General features: G+C 40.0%; 19 protein-coding genes. 4 read left to right on the forward strand and 15 right to left on the reverse strand.

Annotation, left to right across the window (positions count from 1 at the left end):
* The 12 genes from HG267_RS18795 to HG267_RS18845 form a co-directional block, all read right to left on the reverse strand.
* Positions 1-648, reverse strand: coding sequence for a histidine phosphatase family protein (locus HG267_RS18795; protein WP_045867728.1), 648 nt, complete (start codon positions 646-648; stop codon positions 1-3).
* 536 nt (positions 649-1,184) lie between these two features.
* On the reverse strand, positions 1,185-1,319 hold the full coding sequence (locus tag HG267_RS41945; protein WP_210403054.1) for a DUF2262 domain-containing protein: 135 nt from the start codon (positions 1,317-1,319) through the stop codon (positions 1,185-1,187).
* Between the two features lie 104 nt (positions 1,320-1,423).
* On the reverse strand, positions 1,424-1,987 hold the full coding sequence (locus HG267_RS18800; RefSeq protein ID WP_045867727.1) for a Uma2 family endonuclease: 564 nt from the start codon (positions 1,985-1,987) through the stop codon (positions 1,424-1,426).
* A 21-nt stretch (positions 1,988-2,008) separates the two neighbouring features.
* Positions 2,009-2,758, reverse strand: coding sequence for an ABC transporter ATP-binding protein (locus tag HG267_RS18805; protein ID WP_045867726.1), 750 nt, complete (start codon positions 2,756-2,758; stop codon positions 2,009-2,011).
* A 15-nt stretch (positions 2,759-2,773) separates the two neighbouring features.
* Positions 2,774-3,556 carry an ABC transporter ATP-binding protein gene (locus HG267_RS18810; protein ID WP_045867725.1) on the reverse strand — a complete coding sequence of 261 codons (783 nt, stop codon included), beginning with the start codon at positions 3,554-3,556 and terminating at the stop codon, positions 2,774-2,776.
* A gap of 82 nt (positions 3,557-3,638) precedes the next feature.
* On the reverse strand, positions 3,639-4,580 hold the full coding sequence (locus HG267_RS18815; RefSeq protein ID WP_045867724.1) for a branched-chain amino acid ABC transporter permease: 942 nt from the start codon (positions 4,578-4,580) through the stop codon (positions 3,639-3,641).
* A 5-nt stretch (positions 4,581-4,585) separates the two neighbouring features.
* Positions 4,586-5,188, reverse strand: coding sequence for a Uma2 family endonuclease (locus HG267_RS18820; protein WP_045867723.1), 603 nt, complete (start codon positions 5,186-5,188; stop codon positions 4,586-4,588).
* 7 nt (positions 5,189-5,195) lie between these two features.
* Positions 5,196-6,146, reverse strand: a complete 951-nt coding sequence (locus tag HG267_RS18825) for a branched-chain amino acid ABC transporter permease (protein WP_045867722.1) — start codon at positions 6,144-6,146, stop codon at positions 5,196-5,198.
* 7 nt (positions 6,147-6,153) lie between these two features.
* Positions 6,154-7,398 carry an ABC transporter substrate-binding protein gene (locus HG267_RS18830; RefSeq protein ID WP_045867721.1) on the reverse strand — a complete coding sequence of 415 codons (1,245 nt, stop codon included), beginning with the start codon at positions 7,396-7,398 and terminating at the stop codon, positions 6,154-6,156.
* A 275-nt stretch (positions 7,399-7,673) separates the two neighbouring features.
* Positions 7,674-8,618, reverse strand: coding sequence for a glycosyltransferase family 2 protein (locus tag HG267_RS18835; RefSeq protein ID WP_045867720.1), 945 nt, complete (start codon positions 8,616-8,618; stop codon positions 7,674-7,676).
* Positions 8,619-8,625: 7 nt separating this feature from the next.
* Positions 8,626-9,309 (reverse strand): TVP38/TMEM64 family protein, encoded by a 684-nt coding sequence (locus HG267_RS18840; RefSeq protein WP_045867719.1) that lies wholly within the window; start codon positions 9,307-9,309, stop codon positions 8,626-8,628.
* A gap of 322 nt (positions 9,310-9,631) precedes the next feature.
* The gene (locus tag HG267_RS18845) at positions 9,632-10,807 is read right to left on the reverse strand and encodes an FAD-dependent oxidoreductase (protein ID WP_045868808.1); all 1,176 of its coding nucleotides are present in this window, start codon (positions 10,805-10,807) and stop codon (positions 9,632-9,634) included.
* 371 nt (positions 10,808-11,178) lie between these two features.
* Between HG267_RS18845 and HG267_RS18850 the strand changes: the two genes are divergently transcribed.
* Positions 11,179-11,946, forward strand: coding sequence for a pentapeptide repeat-containing protein (locus HG267_RS18850; RefSeq protein ID WP_052335036.1), 768 nt, complete (start codon positions 11,179-11,181; stop codon positions 11,944-11,946).
* A gap of 159 nt (positions 11,947-12,105) precedes the next feature.
* Here HG267_RS18850 and frr read toward each other — a convergent pair whose 3' ends face one another.
* The 3 genes from frr to HG267_RS18865 all read right to left on the reverse strand — a co-directional run bounded on the left by frr (position 12,106) and on the right by HG267_RS18865 (position 13,994).
* Complete coding sequence (gene frr / locus HG267_RS18855; RefSeq protein WP_045867718.1) at positions 12,106-12,654, reverse strand: ribosome recycling factor; 549 nt, start codon at positions 12,652-12,654, stop codon at positions 12,106-12,108.
* A complete protein-coding gene (gene pyrH, locus HG267_RS18860) occupies positions 12,641-13,369 on the reverse strand; it encodes a UMP kinase (RefSeq protein WP_045867717.1) in 729 nt (242 codons plus the stop codon). Before pyrH ends, frr begins: the two co-directional genes overlap by 14 nt.
* A 70-nt stretch (positions 13,370-13,439) precedes the next feature.
* Entirely contained in the window at positions 13,440-13,994 is a 555-nt protein-coding gene (locus HG267_RS18865) for a thioredoxin family protein (protein ID WP_045867716.1), read from the reverse strand.
* 1,357 nt (positions 13,995-15,351) lie between these two features.
* Here HG267_RS18865 and HG267_RS18870 point away from each other — a divergent pair.
* From HG267_RS18870 to metH, 3 genes are all read left to right on the forward strand, one after another.
* The gene (locus HG267_RS18870; protein ID WP_045867714.1) at positions 15,352-16,257 is read left to right on the forward strand and encodes an alpha/beta fold hydrolase; all 906 of its coding nucleotides are present in this window, start codon (positions 15,352-15,354) and stop codon (positions 16,255-16,257) included.
* Between the two features lie 17 nt (positions 16,258-16,274).
* Positions 16,275-16,430 carry a hypothetical protein gene (locus tag HG267_RS18875; RefSeq protein WP_155538924.1) on the forward strand — a complete coding sequence of 52 codons (156 nt, stop codon included), beginning with the start codon at positions 16,275-16,277 and terminating at the stop codon, positions 16,428-16,430.
* A gap of 93 nt (positions 16,431-16,523) precedes the next feature.
* Complete coding sequence (metH, locus tag HG267_RS18880) at positions 16,524-20,069, forward strand: methionine synthase (protein WP_045868806.1); 3,546 nt, start codon at positions 16,524-16,526, stop codon at positions 20,067-20,069.
* Positions 20,070-20,180 lie beyond the last annotated feature (111 nt).

Raw genomic sequence — 20,180 nt, forward strand, 5'->3', positions numbered from 1 at the left:
TTAAACAAATCGAATTACTTCCTCTACTTCCATTAAATGAGAAGTATCCCCCTTCAGCTCTAACAACCATTCTGAGTCTTGCAGCACTACTTTTACTAAAGAACATAAAGAAGCTTTAACTTCAGCTTGAGCAATTTCTCCTACTAAACCCATAGCTGCCCCTAGCACAGAAGCACCATGCCCTACTAATAAAATGTTCTGTGGGTAATTTTCCACTGCTAAACATCTAGCCGTTTGTCCCGAACGTGCCCTTACTTGTTCTTTTGTTTCGGGATATTTGGCAGCAATGCGCGGCGTATAACTCACATCAATTCTGGGGAATAATTCTGCTAATGCTGACGTTGACAGCCTTTGTGGTTCTTCTGTCATCCAAGCCGGATTTAACCATTCACTCAAACCAGTTTCTAATTTAATCGGTAAATCTAGCGCTTGAGCAACCGCATTGGCTGTTTGCACTGTTCGCAGAAAAGGCGAAGCGAAAATATGGCTGATTTTCTCTTTCTGGAGGCGGTTAGCTAGCTGCTTGGCTTGAATAAAACCATCGTCAGATAAAGGTGGATCGTAGCGTCGTTCAGCAGTGAGGAACCAATCAGGGTTAACGAAGTCGAGGCGGTTAGCGTGTCTTGCAATCCAGATAATTTGGCTCATAGATTTAGTAATTTATGCTAATAAAATTCGCATCTATACAAAGATAGATACTTAACAATAGGGCTAACAATCTAAATATATGATAAATATTGTAATCTTTTGTAAAAACTTAATTCACTTCCAGAAGATTAAAGATGTATCAATTTTTCTTAAAAGCAAGAACAGAAAATAGTTTAAATGAAAAATTGTTACCCTTATGTATAGCAAAGGGATAATAGAGATAAGAAAATCACAAGATAAATTAATTACTGTCGGCTCAATAATTAGCCATCGGAAGTGTTTAACAGTAAGAGAGACTTTCTAAAGTAAATCTTAAGTAGGGTGTGTTACGGCTATGAAAGTATTTGAGACTTAGAGACAATGAAATTTAGCCGTAACGCACCGCCGCGTGGATGGTGCGTTAGGCGCTAAGATAGTTATTACGTGACAAATCATATTGGAAATCAGCGCCTAACACACCCTACAGTAATCTTATTTTTACTTAATAAATAATCTCTTAGAGCCAAGAATACATTTTAATTTCTATTGACGCAGTATTAGCCTGCGATTTGAGCATCTTCACAAACTCCGTTACAATCAATAGAGACAATAATTTTATGACCGCCAAATAGCTCACCATCATCATAAAAAAGGTCAGCGCTACCGTCAGTATTAATATGAACTGATGCCAATTTTATTAGTTATATAAAAGTTAAGTAGTCAATTTTTGCACTGTTATTCCAGCGCTTATTATATCGTTCTAGAAGCTGGTTAGAACTAATTCACCTAAAATATTCTATAACTTTAACCAACCAAATAATTGCCCTACAGTCAATTGTAAATTCTTAATTAAATCTGGAACTGGTAATATTTCATCTTCTTCTTGTAAAAGTATTGGTTGCTGTTTTGGGGGATAGACTAAAACAGATTTTTCATCTGGATCTAGTAGCCAACCTAAACTACTACCATACTTGAGGCAATGTAAAATATTGCCTGTTACTTTCGTTTGACTTTGGTCAGGTGATAAAATTTCAATTGTCCAATCTGGATGTGTTTCAAAAACATTAGCTACATCTCCACTTGCATCCAAAGGAATTCTTTCCCAAGCAAACACAGCGACATCTGGAACAATGGAACGTCCGCCAAATGTACACCGCAATTCTGGAAAGGCTAGGGCAATTTTTTGAGGCGTAACTAAAGAATTGATAGAACTAATTAGTTCACCCTGAAGTCTACTATGTTTGCCTTGTGGCATTGGTTTTGGAATTACTTGCCCATTAATATATTCACTAGCTGGCTTCGTTTCCGGGAGTTGTAAAAACTCCTCCAAAGTCAGGGTTTTAGTTGGTGAATGTACCATATACTTATGTCTCCCAAATCTTTACCCTAAATAAGCTTTTTTAACACGCTCATCGGTCAATAATTCTGAAGCTGCACCTGTTAAAGTAATAGCACCAGCTTCTAAAACATAGCCCCTATCAGCAATTTGCAAAGCTAAATTAGCGTTTTGTTCAACTAACAAAATTGTCACGCCAGTAGCGCGGAGATTTTCAATAATAGTAAAAATTTCTCTAACAATTGCGGGGGCTAAACCCAAGCTAGGCTCATCTAAAAGCAGGAGTTGTGGTTTACTCATTAAAGCACGGGCGATCGCTAACATTTGTTGTTCGCCACCGCTAAGAGTTCCTGCTAGTTGATTGCGTCTTTGGGCTAACCGAGGAAATAACTCATATTGACGCTGAATATCGGCTTTAATAGCTGCTTGATCGTTACGAATATAAGCACCTAATAATAAATTATCGAAAACTGTTTGCCGTGCTAACACCCTCCGTCCTTCCGGACAATGGGCGACACCTAATTTCACCACCTCATAAGCTTGGCGGCGAGTAATATTTCTGCCACTATAAATAATTTGACCACTTTTAGGATTGACAATTTTCGATATAGCGCGGAGAGTGGTTGTTTTACCTGCACCATTTGCACCAATTAAGGTAACTACTTCACCTTTTTTAATTGTCAAATTGATATTTTTAAGAGCTTGAATACCAGCATAATTAACATCAAGGTCTTTAACATCTAAAATCGTAAAATCTTCTTTATCATTTACATATCGGCGTTCATCTGCGTTCATCTGCGGTTAAAATCCTCATGCATTTCCCAAATAAGCTTCAATTACTGCTGGATCATCCCGCACTGTAGCTGGTTCACCCAAAGCAATTAATTGTCCAAAATCTAAAACAGCAATGCGATCGCACAATCCCATCACTAAGGGTACATGATGCTCAATCAGCACAATCGTTAAGTTGAAGCGTTCCCTGAGATTGCGGATAAATTCGCTGAGTTGCTGCTTTTCGCTGGGGTTCATTCCCGCTGCTGGTTCATCGAGGAGTAAGATTTGCGGTTCTAAAGCTAAAGCGCGGGCGATTTCCAAGCGACGTTGATCGCCATAAGCAAAGTTTTTGGCTTTTTCTTGGGCGCGATCGCTTAATCCCACCATCTCCAATAATTCTAAAGCTTGTTTTCTACTTTTAGATTCTTCACTCGGTGCAGGTGGTAATCCTAAAACCCCTTTAATCATACTACTGTTGGTATGTAAATGCCTGCCGACAATCACATTTTCTAAAGCCGACAATTCACCAAACAAGCGAATATTTTGAAAAGTCCGCGCAATCCCTAAACCTGCTATTTTGTACGGACGTAGTTGAGAAATATTTTGATTTTGATAAATTAATTCTCCACTCGAAGGCGGAATTAAAGCAGTAATCAGATTGAATAATGTAGTTTTACCTGCACCATTAGGGCCAATTAATCCAAAAATCTCATATTTTCTGACTGCAAAAGATACATTATTGACAGCCACTAAACCACCAAATCGGCGAGTTAAAGATTTGGCTTCTAGGACAATACTATTGTTATCGGCTGTTTGCATATTAGAGATTAGGAGCTATGAACTAGTTAGGAAAATTAAAAATATCTGGTATTTTAAGCATATTTTATTGCATATTTATGCATCAATTTTTTGCTTTTTTTTTCAACTTGCCTTTTTTAAAAATATCAGGAGTTACTAAACCTTGAGGGAAAAAGATTGTTCCCACTACAATCAGTAAACCAAAAATAATTAATCTCCCGTCTCTGAGGAATTGCGCTAACCAATTTGGTAATCCTCCTGTATCAGCTAGTCCTCGGAGAATTTCCGGTAAAGCTGTAAATACCATTCCTCCTACAACCGAACCTAAAAAAGTTCTGGAACCACCAATTAATACAAAAGTTAAGTAGATAATACTAGCATCAAAAGTCCCTTGACGAGAATTCCAAGTATTGAGAAAATGGGCGCTAATTGCACCAACGACACCTGCGAGAATTGCACCTAATGTAAATGCTAAAACCTTGTAGTATGTGGGGTTAATTCCCATCGATCCGGCTGCTAGTTCATCCTCTCTAATTGCAGTAAATGCCCTACCTACCTTAATCCGTTCCAGACGGTAAAACATTACCATTGCAATTATTAGTAATGGCAAAGCTATCCATAAATATTCGATTTGGCTTTGGAAGGGTTGAGGAATCCCAAAAATTCCTACAGCACCGCCTGTAATCTCCAAATTAAGGGAAATAACTCGCAGAACTTCTACAAAGGCAATTGTAGCGATCGCTAAATAAATTCCTCGCAATCGTAACGCCGGAATTCCCACAGCTACGCCCAATAAACCGGACACTACACCAGCAATTAACATTTCTAATAATAGTAGAGGAATAGGAAATGAACTATTATTAGATGCAAAAACTGTGGTAGATAAAATAGCAGCAATATATCCACCTAAAGCATAAAATCCAGGGCTAGCTAAGGATAATTGTCCAGTCATCAAAGGGAGATAAAGTGATAGCCCTAATAATGCCCCTAGTACCATAGAGACAATTAACGAAGCGTAGGTTGAGAGAAATTCATTGGGAAACATTGTAATTATGCTGTTAGTACTTGCTCTGCTGTCAAGGTGAGTTCGGGAAAAGTCGCTGATACGATTATTTCAGCACCTCTAAATTGAGTACGTTGGTATTTGCCATTAGCATCTAAGAGAAAAATAAACACAGTCGGAACTTTAGGATTACCTAAATATTCTCTTAGCCCAATTGCTAAATAATCAACAATCCAATATTCTTTGATGCCTAAACGTTGATATTCATCCAATTTATCAATGTAATCATCTTCCCAATTTGTTGATGTTACTTCTACAGCCAACTGAATAGGTTCTTCCAGTGCTGAATAAGCATTGCGATTTGCGCGCCATATATCTTTATTGATGACGCTGACATCAGGTTTATGTCCTTGTTCTATACCTTCAGCAGTTCTAGTTTTAAATACTGCTGTGTTATTAACAACATAATTTAGATTGATTCGCCTGATTTCATCATTAAATGCAAATAAAAGGAAGTTGGCTACATCATCATGATTTCTAGTTGAACGCACTTCTACAATTTCTCCATTCACCAGTTCATAAAAACCCTCTTCTGGGCATTGTTCAAGAAATTGCTCAAAAGTTAATTTCTGTTTAGTAAATGTTGTCATACAGTATTTAAACCTTCTGAATAAATCGCCTTCCGAGTAAACCTTGGGGTCTAACTAATAGCATGACAAACAAAATTGCAAATGCGACAGCATCTTTATAACCAGAATATTCACCAGGAACAAATGCTTCCACTAAGCCAATAACTAAACCGCCTAGCACTGCACCGGGAATACTACCTAAACCACCCAAGACAATCACTGCTAAACCTCTTAAACCAAAAGCAATACCAAAGTAAGGCCCCGCAATACTCACACTAGAAGCGACTAAAGTTCCCGCCAAACCGGCTAAGAAACTGCTGATAAAAAATGTCAGCACAATAAAGCCATCGGTATTAATTCCTAATAAACTGGCGGTGGTTGCATCTTCTGCGATCGCCTGCATTGCCTTACCATATTTAGTACTGTTGATAAAATAGGTAAGAATTGCCACAATCACTACAGATACCGCAAAAATCACTATCTGCACGCTACGAATAGGAATCGGGTTTTCAGGACTACCAAAGTTAATCGAAGCAGGTAGATTACCGTAAGCATCTGCAGGAAATGTGTAGCTTTCCGCACCTACTAAATATTGGATGAGGTTAACGATTACCACCGCCACACCCAAGCTAGAAACTACCGTCAGTAAGGGGTCAGAACCTTTACGGCGCAAGGGTTGGAAAGCGATACGTTCCATCGCTATCCCCACCAAACCAGCTAAACTACTGCCTAAAATTAAGGCGATCGCAAATGGTAATTTGATTGGTAGGGTAGCATTAGCGAGTAAGCCATTAAATCCAAAGGTACCACCCATGAGTGCATAAGTGAAATATGCACCCAGAGTAAATATTGCACCATGCGCTAAATTGATGATGCCCAAAATGGAATAAACCAGGGTATATCCCAAGGCGAAAATTGCATAAACGCTGCCAATGGATAACCCATTTAAAAATTGTTGCAGAAACAGAGTCAAAGTCATAAATTAACTATTTCAGAAATGCAAATTTACCCTGACTACCATCTTTATCCATTTTGATTTGGGCTACATAAAAATCTTTCTGCACAACCTCACCTACAGGAGTAAAAGCAATTTCTCCGAGTGGGGTATTGTATTTTCCAGCTAGTATCTGTTTATTTAATTCATTCCGCAGTTGTGGCAAAGCTAAGTTATTCACTTTGCTTTTTTTATCTAAAGCTTGCAGTGCTTCTACATAAACCTGAACTGCGGCAAAAGCTTGAGCAGTAAATTGCGGTGGTTCTTTCTTAAATTGTTCTGTATAGGCTTTACGAAATGTCGAATTAATTTCACCGGGATGTTCTGGGCTGTATGCTTGGGCAATTAATATACCGTCACAAAGTGCTTTACATACTGGAAAAATATTGGAAGTATTAAGTCCATTACCACCAACAATCAAACCTTTGTAACCTAGTTCCCGCAATTGTCTCACCAAATTACCACCATCAGCAGCCAAACCAGAAATAATGATTAAATCTGGTTTGAGGTTCAACGCATTTGTAGCTTGGCTTTGAAAATCTGTATCGCTGGTTTGAAACTTTTGTACTGTTACCAATTCCAAGCCCTGAGCCTTCACAGTATTCTGAAAAATATCTGTTTCTGATTTACTATAAGAATCATTTTGAGCATAAAAAACTGCAACTTTTTTAATGTTGGGATTTTGCTTGAGTGCAGCTTTAATCGAATTAGGAGCGACAATAGAACTAGGTGCCGATACACGAGCAATATAATCACCAATTTCGGGAATTTTATTAGCAGTATTCGAGGCTGCTAGCACTGGTACTTTTGCACGCTCGGCAACAGGGTCAGCACTAAAAGCTTGCTGTGATAAAGTAGGCCCAACAATACCGACAACTTTGTCTTTATTAATTAAAGTTTGAAAGGCGTTAATTGCTCCTGCTTCATCACCGCTAGTATCTTGAAACACCAATTTAATTGGAGTGCCGTTAATACCACCTTTATTATTAAAATACTTTTCAGCAATTTTAGCCCCGGCGACTTGTTCTTGGCCAAGTAACGCTACATTGCTAGTTTGAGCAAAAGCAATTCCTATTGGAATTGCACCTGATGAATTCGTTGTTGAGCCAGTATTATTTGCAGTTTGAGTTGGGGAAGTATTGCCTACATTTGTACCATTATTACCACCACCACAGGCTGTTAGGAGTATGGTAACGCTGGCTAAAAATGTAGTTGTTAAAGCACCAGGTTTTTTCATGGATGAAAAATTATGTCTTTTGGAATCCTCTTTATTTGACCACAGGGAGATGCAGATTCCAATAGTAATATGTTCAGTTTTGCCAATACCCTACTCAGCTATCGGCGAAAAGCCTCAGCTTACTGACATCAAGTTTGCGTGTATAGCGATATAGCGATGATATTTTTTGGTAAGCTAATATGCATTCAGCGTTACAGATTTTTTGGTTGAGACTGTCATTTGTCCTTTATTAATACAAATGACCAATAACACATGACAAATGACAACCTTGATGATTATTTGTCTTCATGAAAACCTGCTACTTCTGCCAAGGTATAAAGTGGTCTTTCTTTTACCTCTTCATAAATCCGCCCAATATATTCACCTAAGATTCCAATACTAACCAATTGCACTGCGCCTAAAAAGAAAATAGCCATTAATATAATCGCCATTCCTGTTAGGGGAGAATGGGGTTCAATAAGTCGCCAGTATAAAACCATTACACTCATAAAAAGTGAAACTAGCGCCGCGAAAAAGCCCATATAAGTTGACAGCCGCAGAGGTACTTTAGAAAAAGAAACGAGTCCATTAATAGCCAATGCCAGAGACTTGCGAAATGTATATTTCACATCACCTGCAAACCTAGGATCTCGCTCAAACTTAATAGCAATTTGATTAAAACCAACCCAAGCACGCAAGCCGCGAATGTAGCGATTGCGTTCTGGCATGGAATTCAACAAGTCTACAACTTTACGATCTAATAAACAAAAATCCCCGGTATCTGTAGGAATATCTACATCTGCAAGTTGTTTGAGAATGCGGTAAAAAGCATAGGCCGTGAAGCGCTTAAACCACCCTTCCTGACGGCGTTGGATGCGTTGGGCATAAACAATTTGATATCCTTGCCGCCATTTTTCCACCATATCTGGAATTAACTCTGGTGGATCTTGTAAATCGGCATCGAGAATGATAACAACTTGTCCCCGCACAAAATTTAGCCCGGCTGTCACAGCAATTTGATGACCAAAATTTCGCGCCAAACTTAAGTAAACCACACGCGGATCTTTTTGATGTAAATCGCGCATCATTTGTAAAGAGCGATCGCGACTACCATCATTCACCAAACATAACTCTACCTCACCGTCCATCCGATTCATCACCTGGGAAATGCGGCGATACATTTCTTCTATGTTGTCTTCTTCGTTATAAATCGGCACTATAAAAGAATACTTAGGTAGCATAGTTCACTTAACGTTTGCGACGAAAGGGGAAATTAAACTTCTGAGATGGAAAACTACGACGACGGCGATACCAAGTAGATCCCGCAACGAGGATTCCCAGCAATGCCAAAGCACCAATCAGTGGTAGCACTTCTCCGGTGCGGATTGCTTTAATGCCAGAACTACCTAGTAAAACAAATGGTAATATCCCTGGTACGGTTCCTAAAGCTGTGCCAATTAGATAATCTTTAAAGCTAACTGAAGTCAAACCCGCAGCAAAATTCACCAAACCATAGGGCATAATTGGCACTAGGCGAATGGCAAACATATAATAAATTCCGCCTGCGCGCACTTCTGCATCAATTGCTTGCCAACGTCCAGCCAGTCTTTTAGCAACCAGATCATGCCCAATTGTCCGGGCAAATACAAAAGAAGCGATCGCGGCCACAATTGCTGCTACACTTGTCCAAAATGTCCCTAACCAAGGGCCGAAAATTGCTCCCCCAGTTAAATTCAGTGCTGTGGAAGGCAAAACTAGAATTGTGGCAACTACATAAATCACCACATAAGTCACAGGTGCCCAAATTCCAGAGTTTTTCAACCAAGACTGAATTATGGCAGGATTAATTCCCCCTAAATAATAGGCTGTTGCGCCTGTAGCCACCAAACAAATAACAAACAATAAAATAAAGCTAGTTTTAAAATTGAGCATCAATCAACTAATCCTAATATTCCACAGTTCATCTTTCATACTTCTCCTGCAAAGACGCTACTCCCACAGCTTTCAATTGACGTAAGGATGTAATTGCCAAGACTAAAACACTCAAGGTTATTCCTAAAACAGCATAACTTTTTAGCCACACGGGAACTCCACGTGCTGCATCTGCTAGAAATTCTGGTAAAGAATTACCTGTTAGGGAACTCCAAAAAATAAATTATTCCGTTGAAGTCGTTGACGGTTGACTGTTGACTGTTGACTGTTGACTGTTCTCAGTCAGTTCGGGAATATTTGTTTACTTGGAAGTCCCTTAGTGCTAAACCAATAATTTTTCCATGAAGCGACGGTCAAGGCAATCTTTCCAAAACCACAATAGTTGATGCGGTGGTAAGGTAAATGCGCCTCTAGTAGCGATAGCTTTTCCATCGCCTGTACCAATTAAACTCAAATATTGTTTCTGGGGTATATAGGGTTGCAGAGGCTTACCTTGTAAAAACCGCCGCAAATTCTTAAACAAAGGCTTACCTTGACGTACAGCAAATACCCCAGCTTTAGGACGAGGATGATTCACCATTGTGGCAATGTCACCTGCTGCAAATACATGAGGGTGGGTGAGCGATCGCAATGTATCATCTACTAAAATAAAGCCTTGCTCATCAGTTCCCAATCCGGTTGTTTTTAACCACTGTGGTGCAGATGCTTGGGTTACCCAGAATATTTTGTTGCACTCTACTGTCAACCCAGATGTACATTTAATTTGCAAAATATCTGGATTTCTCTTCTCTGTTAAAGGCGCAACTTGAGTGACAGTTTCTCCTAAATGTAGTTTTATCCCCCGTTGGGTGAGAATTTGCTCAACTAGCTGCCGCACTGAGTAATGATGCTTAGGCATAAGTTCGCGATCGCGTTGGAATAAATGAACCTCCAGCATCCCCGACTGTGCGACAATCTGCTGTAAATGTGCTTGCATCGCCAGCGCCAACTCTACACCCCCAGCACCACCACCTGCGATCGCAATCTTGAAGGCTTGTTGGGGATTTTCTCTGACATTTTTGAGTAATTCATCCCAATGTTCTAAGAGTTTCGCCACTGGTTTAGCTGGTATTACATATTCTGCTCCATCTGATACAGATATTTTGGCTGGCGTGCTGCCAATATCAACAGATAAAATATCAAATTCTATCGGCGAGTGATTAGCACAAATTACTAGATTGTTTTGCAAATCTAAACCCACAACTTGGTCAATATATAATTGTGCTTGAGTAAATTTAGCTAATTGTTGTAAGTCAATATGGCATTGATTGTGGGTGTAGAAACCAGCAATATGTCCTGGTAACATTCCTGAATATGGTGTATCTGAGTTCATAGTAATCAAACTCAAATGCACACCAGGGAGAGGTTTCATGCCAAACATCTTCAACACAATTGCATGGCTGTGACCACCACCAATCAATACTAACTTTTTCAATATGGGCTGTTTATTTAGCTGCATTTGGTTAGTTTCGTATTTGTCTAATCTAAAATCCAAAATCCCAAATTGATTGACGGGGCATTAAGCTATTTAACGACCAATATTGTTGCTCTAAATTAAATTTATTCAGTGGAAATAATTTACTAAGTCTACTACGTATAGCCATCTAACTAGATTCCTAAAAAGACTTGTTTAGAAAGGAAACGATGAAAATAGAAGTAGGAATAACGGTATACCTAAATTTGCAAAAAATACATATAATTCCTAATATATATTACTGATTATTGCTAAATTAAAGCAATTAATAGCCTTTTGCATAATTCATGATATAATCTCATAGCAGTTATATTGTTTTTTATCTGAATATTCAATTATTCAAAATTATCTTGGGTATGTTAAAAGTATTTGTAACTGCTTACCAAAGTGCCAAAAATTGGAATACTAAAAATATAAATTTTTTAGAGAGAATTTTTATAGCGCTCAGTAATAATCAAAAAAACATCTTAACAAATAATAATATTTCTAATAAGGAGAGTTTCAAATTAGCAATCGCACAACTTGAGCAAGAAGACTTAGAAATTAGTTTAACTGTATTTGATAATTTAGCCAAAATTGCCCAAGCAGATCCAAAACTTCACTGGCAAATAATGAAAGCTCTAACTAATTTTGTGCGAAATAATGCTTCTAGTTTGCCTAAAACAGAAATTAAAAGCAATACCACTACAATACGTGCAGATATTCAAGCAGCTTTAACAGTTATTGCTAGCAGAAATGCTGAACAAGATTGGGAAAATGAGCAACTAGATTTGAGCCACACCAACATCAGTGGGGCGAAACTAGCTCAAGCAAATTTAGCACAAACAAACCTTTACCAAACTAATCTTTCTGGCGCTGATTTGTGTAGTGCCAATTTGCAAGGAGCAATCCTCAGCGCAGCCAATTTATCCGGGGCTAACCTATCCGGTGCTAATCTTAAAGAAGCCATCCTCAGCGCAGCTAATTTATCTGGGGCTAATCTTTCTGGAGCTAATTTGCAGAGGGCAAATCTATATTTATCCAAGATGGATGGTGCAATTCTCAATGATGCCATAACTACTGGGGCAAACTTCAGAGATACTAAATTTTCCCAGGTTATTAATAATCAAAACATATCAAATTAAAACCACAGATATAAATCAATGAAAATCGATGAATATCTGTGGTTGGATGTTTTTAATAGTTAAGAGTCAAGGGTCAAGAGTTATTTTCTTGATTACCCATTACCCATTACCCATTACCCATTACCCATTACCCATTACCCATTACCCATTACCATTTCCCTAGACAGTCGAAATGTCCTTTTCTTTTTCTGCCAATAATTCGTCGATTTTGGCAGTATATTTGTTAGTTATTTTTTGCAGTTTATCTTGTTGGTCTCTAGCTTCATCCTCAGAAATTTCTGCACTTTTTTCCTGTTTGCGAATAGAATCTAAAGCATCGCGGCGGATGTTGCGAATACCAACACGACCTTCTTCTGCATACTTGGCAGCAATTTTGACTAGTTCTTTACGGCGATCGCTTGTCAAGGGCGGTATATTCAGCCGAATTACAGAACCGTCGTTGCTGGGGGTTAAACCCACGTCTGACAGGGAAATTGCCTTTTCCACAATATTCAAGCTACTGCGATCGTAAGGTTGAATGAGAATGGTTGAGGCATCAGGTGTACTGATATTTGCCAGTGATTTTAAGGGAGTAGGCGTACCGTAATACTCTACTAATACCTTATCTAATAGGCTGGCATTGGCACGGCCAGTACGAATCGTGTTAAAAGCCCGTTGAGTTGCCTCAACAGTCTTTTGCATAGTACTCTCAGCTTCAGCTAATTTCACAAGAACCTCCCACAAGGGTGCCGATCGATTCTCCCATGACCGCCCGATGGATATTACCTCGCATCGTTAAGTCAAATACAAGAATCGGGATATTATTTTCTTTACACAAGGCAATCGCGGTAGTATCCATTACCCGCAAATCTTGAGCCAAAACATGGGCGTAGGTGAGGCTGGTGTAACGTTTGGCATCAGGATAGATATGGGGGTCAGCATCATAGACTCCGTCTACCTTGGTGGCTTTAAAAATCACTTCTGCGTCGATTTCTGCGGCTCTTAATGCGGCAGTAGTATCAGTCGTAAAGAAGGGATTTCCAGAACCAGCGCCAAAAATAACCACCCGCCCTTTTTCAAGATGACGGATGGCACGACGACGAATATAAGGTTCAGCTAATTCTTGCATAGCGATCGCTGTTTGCACGCGAGTCTGTATCCCCATTCGTTCTAACGAATCTTGCAGCGTCATGGCATTCATTACCGTGGCAATCATTCCGATGTAGTCAGCGGTTGCCCGATCCATCCCCGCCGAAGCCGCTTTCACGCCTCGAAAAATATTGCCGCCGCCAACGACGATCGCGATCTGAACGCCAGTGGCTACCACCTCTCCTACTTCTTGCGCTATTTCCTTGACCACTTCTGGATCAATGCCATAGCCCATATTGCCCATTAAAGCTTCACCGCTCAGTTTAAGTAAAACCCGTCGGTAATTCGTTCCCATGAAGTTACGCTTTGTCGAAAAAGTTGCAATTGCCTCCAACTTAAGATAACAGTACAGGGACTATCTGTGTCTAGTTACGCCACATTATTGAAGTACCTACTGCCTCAGTTTCTGGTGGATATATTTTATGGCCTTTCAGTAGCGATGCGATCGCTTTTTTTAAATAATCTTGTCCGACATCTAGGGGGCTTTCGGGGTGATCGTCAATTAGCCCCTTGTAGCAAACAATACCTGTATTATCTATTAAAAAAGCCATCGGTGTTTTATTGGCACCAAAGCTGCGAGTCACATCTTGGGTAGGGTCCCACAGATAAGGAAAGTTTAATTGGTGACGCTGGGCAAAAACTTTCATATTTTCAAAACTTTCTGTTGGATGCCCAAAAGTTGCACTACCGTTCATACCTATCAGTGTAAAACCGATGTTGGCAAATTCTGCCTGCATCTTTTTTAGTCTACCTAAATATAAGCTTACATAAGGGCAATGGTTAGACATTGAAATTACAGCAACTGCACGGAACTTGTTGAGATAACGGCTCAGATGGTGTACCTGATTGTCAATCCCTGGCAACTCAAAGTCCGGTGCATAACTTCCAACAGGAGTATCAATTGATTCAAGTATAGTCATTTTTTTCTAGAACGGAGGTAATAGCAACAAAAAAAATTCGTCAAATTTCGCGTCACTTTCCTAGTTGCAAACGACTCCTTGGCAGATGCTTAATATGCAATAATTTTATAAATGAATTTAGTTATCGTAAATTGGGAAACTACTGAATCTACTACGGGTAAGAATTCCCATAAATTCTTGCTAATGGCATGAGAATTTTCACGCAATTACTCAATAAATCTAATCATTGGATATCGGTTTAAACCCCTAAAGGCTGAAAATCAAGGCATAACCTGCAATTCAAGCTTTGATTGGTAAGTACCTAAACAAAAATATTTACAGTCATTGCGAGCGAAGCGTTCGCGTAGCGTCTCGAAGAGAAGCAATCCCAGCCCTTGCGATTGCTTCATTTCGCTTCCCTTCTCCTGACGGAGACGCTACGCGAACGGGACGCTACGCGAACGCTACATTCGCAATGACATTGTGTAATTAATTTTGTGTAACTACTTATTGCTAAAATTCGTTGTGAAAGCAATATTCTTAGAATTTACTCAATTATTTTAGTTATTTGCTATAACTGATTGCTGGCTTTGAGTTCACAAAACACTTAAATAATCATCTTGCTGGTCAATTAACTTCTATCTGCTATTTTCTCAATTAAACTTGCTAAGAATATAAATTTAGCGTCAATACTCATAGCTGTAGTGACTTTAAATAGCAATTTCTGATCATTATACTGCGTACAACCATAAAAGCAATTATTTATCTGACCTCACTAAACCAAGCTTTGAGGAAAGTATAAGCCTATAATTATCTTTATTTATCAAGAAATGAAAATAACCTGATTTGAATTATGAAAATCTACTGATACTCTTCAATCAGAATATACATCAAAATCAGTATTTCTAGGCACTTGTTACTTAAGTGTAAATACTAGATTAAATAAAAATTAGCTCTAACACTCAAAGTAGCGCCTTCGATATCAAACTGGAGAATTTTGATAGACCAGACAAGAGGAAATATTTATCTGGCAAACAATCTATAGTATGAAGAAATATAAAGTATCATCAATAGCAACAGTACACCGTCACCAGCAAAATATGCTGTCTGTTAAAGGTTTCACAGTGTTTTCTCTGCTCCTGCATATAGAATCTAATTATTTTCAAAACTTCAAGATTTTTATCAAAATTCAACAAAGATGGCAATGGCAAAACAATGTAGTAGTCTGCTAACCCAAAAATGTTAGGTGGAGGTTGGGTAAAGGTTAAAGGGAAAAGGGTAAGGGACAAAAACCTTTCTCCTTTCCCCCGGCAAGGCAACTTGGCGTACTACTAGGTCTGGTTCCAGCATTTAGTAAGTTCTATTTCACAAACTGCTCATGAAGACTTCTATCAATGGATTTACCGCAACTAAAACTTGGATTTGGCAAGAATTCTCCATTTCCTATCAAACTCAAGGAAGTGCTGGGCCAGCAGTTGTGATGATACATGGCTTTGGAGCCTCTTGGTGGCACTGGCGGCACAATATTCCCGTATTAGCTGCAAATTGCCGTGTTTATGCCATTGATTTAATTGGCTTTGGTGGTTCCGCTAAACCCAAACCAGGTGAAAAAATTGCTTATACTCTGGAAAATTGGGGACAGCAAGTAGCAGATTTTTGTCGCGAGGTGGTAGGTGGGCCCGCGTTTTTGGTAGGAAATTCTATTGGCTGTATTGTGGCTATGCAAGCAGCAGTTAGCAACCCAGAAATAGCCCTAGGGGTAGCATTGCTCAACTGCTCATTGAGATTATTACACGATCGCAAACGGGCAACTTTACCTTGGTCGCGTCGTGTTGGCGCACCCTTGCTTCAGCGCTTATTATCTATCAAACCAATTGGCGAATTCTTTTTTAATCAAGTTGCTCAACCAAAAACCGTCAGGAAAATTCTCTTACAAGCCTACGCTAACTCTGAGGCGGTAACAGACGAGTTAGTAGATATTTTAACCGCACCCGCCAGAGATCCGGGTGCAGTAGCAGTATTTTTAGCTTTTACCAGTTATTCTACAGGCCCCTTACCAGAAGACCTTTTACCTGTACTACCCTGTCCAGCAATTATGATTTGGGGAACAGCCGACCCTTGGGAACCAATAGCTTTAGGTAGAGAATTAGCCAACTACCCCCAAGTTCAAAAGTTCATTCCCCTCGAAGGCGTAGGACATTGTCCCCAAGACGAAGCACCAGAATTAGTCAATCCGATTTTATTAGATTGGATACGGGAGCGATCGCAGTATGAGGAGAATTAGGGACTGGGGACTGGGGATTGGGGACTGGGGATTGGGGACTGGGGATTAGGGACTGGGGACTGGGGACTGGGGACTGGGGAGATGACAAATCCAATTACCTATTACCCATTACCTATTACCTATTATCATGCCCAATGCCCCATGCGCCATGCCCCATGCCCAACAAAGTCTGATTTTATTCCAGCCTGCCGAAAATTTGTAAATTTTAGAAAATAATTAAGTTAGGTCTAAATAATACAGGACTAATTAATTTCCGCATGGCAAATATTACTCAGTCTTTTCTTGAACGCTTGCATAGTCCAGATGCGCCGGTGATTGTCTTTGATGGTGCAATGGGTACTAATCTGCAAACCCAAAACCTGACGGCTGAAGATTTCGGTGGGCCGCAGTATGAAGGTTGTAACGAATACCTCATTCATACTAAACCCGAAGCTGTCGCTAAAGTTCACCGTGATTTTCTGGCTGCGGGTGCAGATGTCATTGAAACGGATACCTTTGGTGCGACTTCGATTGTTTTGGCAGAATATGACTTGGCGGATCAGACATATTACCTGAACAAGAAAGCCGCAGAATTAGCCAAGAGTGTAGCAGCCGAATTTTCTACGCCAGAAAAACCCCGGTTCGTGGCTGGTTCTATTGGCCCCACAACTAAACTCCCCACTTTGGGACATATCGACTTTGACACCTTAAAAACAGCCTTTGCAGAACAAGCAGAAGCGCTGTGGGATGGCGGAGTTGATTTATTTCTTGTCGAGACTTGCCAAGATGTGCTGCAAATTAAAGCCGCACTCAACGGGATTGAAGAAGTATTTGCCAAAAAAGGCGATCGCCGTCCGTTGATGGTATCGGTGACAATGGAAAGTATGGGGACGATGCTGGTAGGAACTGAAATCAGTGCTGTCCTGACAATTTTGGCACCTTACGCCATTGATGTTCTTGGTCTCAACTGTGCTACTGGCCCAGATTTGATGAAGCCACATATTAAATATCTGGCAGAACATTCACCTTTTACCGTTTCTTGTATTCCTAATGCGGGGTTACCTGAAAACGTTGGTGGTAAAGCACACTACCGTTTGACACCGATGGAATTACGGATGTCTTTGATGCATTTTGTTGAAGATTTGGGTGTCCAAGTGATTGGGGGTTGCTGTGGGACACGTCCAGAACACATTCAACAATTAGCAGAAATTGCCAAAGAACTAAAGCCGAAAGTTAGACAGCCTAGCTTAGAACCAGCAGCAGCATCAATTTACACCACTCAGCCCTACGAGCAAGATAACTCTTTCTTAATTGTGGGCGAACGCCTCAACGCCAGTGGTTCCAAAAAATGCCGCGAGTTGTTGAACGCTGAAGATTGGGATGGACTCGTTTCAATGGCGAGGGCGCAGGTTAAAGAAGGCGCTCATGTCCTTGATGTGAACGTCGATTATGTCGGACGTGATGGTGTCCGAGATATGCACGAACTAGTTTCGCGCATTGTCAATAATGTGACATTACCTTTAATGCTTGATTCCACCGAATGGGAAAAGATGGAAGCGGGGTTAAAAGTCGCTGGTGGTAAATGTTTACTTAACTCCACCAACTACGAAGATGGCGAACCGCGTTTCTTTAAGGTGTTGGAATTAGCGAAGAAATATGGTGCTGGGGTAGTAATTGGCACAATTGACGAAGAAGGCATGGCACGCACCGCCGAGAAAAAATTTGCGATCGCTCAACGTGCCTATCGTCAAGCTGTAGAATATGGTATTGCTCCCGAGGAAATTTTCTTTGATACCTTAGCTTTACCTATCTCTACAGGGATTGAGGAAGATAGAGCCAATGGTAAAGCTACAATTGAAGCAATTCGCCGCATTCGCCAAGAATTGCCAGGATGTCATGTAATTTTAGGTGTTTCTAATATCTCCTTTGGTCTTAGCCCTGCCGCCCGGATTGTGCTCAATTCGATGTTTTTACACGAAGCGATGAGCGTGGGTATGGATGCAGCCATTGTCAGTGCTAGCAAGATTTTACCACTCGCCAAGATTGAACCACGCCATCAAGAAATTTGTCAGCAGTTAATTTATGATGAACGGCGGTTTGAGGGTGATGTCTGCGTTTACGATCCTTTGGGAGAACTTACCACCGTGTTTGCGGGAGTGACGACAAAACGCGATAAAGGCGTTGATCAAAATCTCCCCATTGAAGAACGCTTGAAGCGTCATATTATTGACGGCGAACGCATTGGTTTAGAAACACAACTGAAAAAAGCCTTAGAAAGCTATCCGCCTTTAGAAATTATCAACACCTTTCTCTTGGATGGGATGAAAGTGGTAGGTGAGTTGTTCGGTTCCGGACAAATGCAGCTACCCTTTGTCTTGCAGTCAGCCGAAACCATGAAATCCGCAGTAGCTTACCTCGAACCTTTCATGGAAAAATCGGAAGCTGGAAATAATGCCAAAGGAACCGTCATTATTGCCACAGTTAAAGGTGATGTTCACGACATTGGTAAGAACTTAGTGGATATCATTCTTTCTAATAACGGTTACAAAGTCATTAACTTAGGTATTAAACAAGCAGTAGAAAGCATCATTCAAGCCTACGAACAGCACAAACCTGATTGTATTGCCATGAGTGGTTTGCTAGTAAAATCTACCGCCTTCATGAAAGAAAACTTAGAGGTTTTCAACGAAAAAGGAATTACAGTCCCCGTAATTTTAGGTGGTGCAGCGCTGACTCCAAAATTTGTGCATGAAGATTGCCAAAATACTTACAAAGGTAAAGTAGTTTATGGCAAAGATGCATTCTCTGATTTGCATTTCATGGATAAACTAATGCCAGCCAAAGCTGCTGCTAATTGGGATGATTTGCAAGGATTTTTAGATGAAGTCGTCACTAATGAATCTGTTGTTCAAGAATCCTCTGCCAAAACTCAAACCTCAAAACTCAAAACTCAGCATTCAACACTCAGCACTGAAATTGATACTAGACGTTCTGAAGCTGTGGCAGTGGATATTGAACGTCCGACTCCACCTTTTTGGGGAACCAAGTTGTTACAGTCTGAAGATATTTCTTTAGAGGAAATATTCTGGTATATGGATTTGCAAGCATTAATTGCGGGACAATGGCAATTCCGTAAACCAAAAGAGCAAACTAAGGAAGAATATCAAGCTTTCTTAGCTGAGAAAGTTTACCCCATTTTAGAACATTGGAAACAGCTAATTATTAATGAAAATCTGCTGCATCCTCAAATAATTTATGGGTATTTTCCTTGTCAATCTGAGGGTAATACTTTGTATGTTTACAATCCGAATTCTAGAGGCGCAGAGAATGCAGAGGTAAAAGCAAGTTTTGAATTTCCTCGGCAGAAATCTTTGAAGCGGCTGTGTATTGCAGATTTCTTTGCACCAAAAGATTCGGGAATTATTGATGTCTTCCCCATGCAGGCTGTAACTGTAGGTGAAATTGCAACAGAATACGCCCAAAAGTTATTTGCAGATAATCAATATACTGATTATTTGTATTTTCATGGTTTAGCGGTGCAAGTAGCAGAAGCCTTGGCAGAATGGACACACGCCCGCATTCGTAGGGAATTGGGTTTTGCGGCTGAGGAACCGGATAATATTCGAGATATCCTTGCACAGCGTTATCGTGGTTCCCGGTATAGTTTCGGCTACCCTGCTTGTCCGAATATTCAGGATCAGTACAAGCAACTATCATTGTTGGAGACTAACAGGATTAAATTGTATATGGATGAAAGTGAGCAGCTTTATCCCGAGCAGTCTACAACGGCGATTATTACTTACCATCCAGTAGCGAAGTACTTTAGCGCTTAGAAATTTAGTCTTGAGGGCTTAGTTTCGCGCTCTAAACGGAGATTGGGTTATCTGAAAAGTAACTCAATCTCTAATTATTCTCAATCTTGAGTAATTTTTTTTGAAACAATT

Source organism: Tolypothrix sp. PCC 7601, assembly GCF_025677855.1.
Lineage (GTDB): Bacteria > Cyanobacteriota > Cyanobacteriia > Cyanobacteriales > Nostocaceae > Aulosira > Aulosira diplosiphon.

Excerpts from the sequence above, each read along its gene's own strand:
- HG267_RS18795 (WP_045867728.1), bottom strand. The coding sequence starts at position 648 with ATGAGCCAAATTATCTGGATTGCAAGACACGCTAACCGCCTCGACTTC.
- HG267_RS18800 (WP_045867727.1), bottom strand. The coding sequence starts at position 1,987 with ATGGTACATTCACCAACTAAAACCCTGACTTTGGAGGAGTTTTTACAA.
- HG267_RS18805 (WP_045867726.1), bottom strand. The coding sequence starts at position 2,758 with ATGAACGCAGATGAACGCCGATATGTAAATGATAAAGAAGATTTTACG.
- HG267_RS18810 (WP_045867725.1), bottom strand. The coding sequence starts at position 3,556 with ATGCAAACAGCCGATAACAATAGTATTGTCCTAGAAGCCAAATCTTTA.
- HG267_RS18815 (WP_045867724.1), bottom strand. The coding sequence starts at position 4,580 with ATGTTTCCCAATGAATTTCTCTCAACCTACGCTTCGTTAATTGTCTCT.
- HG267_RS18820 (WP_045867723.1), bottom strand. The coding sequence starts at position 5,188 with ATGACAACATTTACTAAACAGAAATTAACTTTTGAGCAATTTCTTGAA.
- HG267_RS18825 (WP_045867722.1), bottom strand. The coding sequence starts at position 6,146 with ATGACTTTGACTCTGTTTCTGCAACAATTTTTAAATGGGTTATCCATT.
- HG267_RS18830 (WP_045867721.1), bottom strand. The coding sequence starts at position 7,398 with ATGAAAAAACCTGGTGCTTTAACAACTACATTTTTAGCCAGCGTTACC.
- HG267_RS18835 (WP_045867720.1), bottom strand. The coding sequence starts at position 8,618 with ATGCTACCTAAGTATTCTTTTATAGTGCCGATTTATAACGAAGAAGAC.
- HG267_RS18840 (WP_045867719.1), bottom strand. The coding sequence starts at position 9,309 with ATGCTCAATTTTAAAACTAGCTTTATTTTATTGTTTGTTATTTGTTTG.
- HG267_RS18845 (WP_045868808.1), bottom strand. The coding sequence starts at position 10,807 with ATGCAGCTAAATAAACAGCCCATATTGAAAAAGTTAGTATTGATTGGT.
- HG267_RS18850 (WP_052335036.1), top strand. The coding sequence starts at position 11,179 with ATGTTAAAAGTATTTGTAACTGCTTACCAAAGTGCCAAAAATTGGAAT.
- pyrH (WP_045867717.1), bottom strand. The coding sequence starts at position 13,369 with ATGGGAACGAATTACCGACGGGTTTTACTTAAACTGAGCGGTGAAGCT.
- HG267_RS18865 (WP_045867716.1), bottom strand. The coding sequence starts at position 13,994 with ATGACTATACTTGAATCAATTGATACTCCTGTTGGAAGTTATGCACCG.
- HG267_RS18870 (WP_045867714.1), top strand. The coding sequence starts at position 15,352 with ATGAAGACTTCTATCAATGGATTTACCGCAACTAAAACTTGGATTTGG.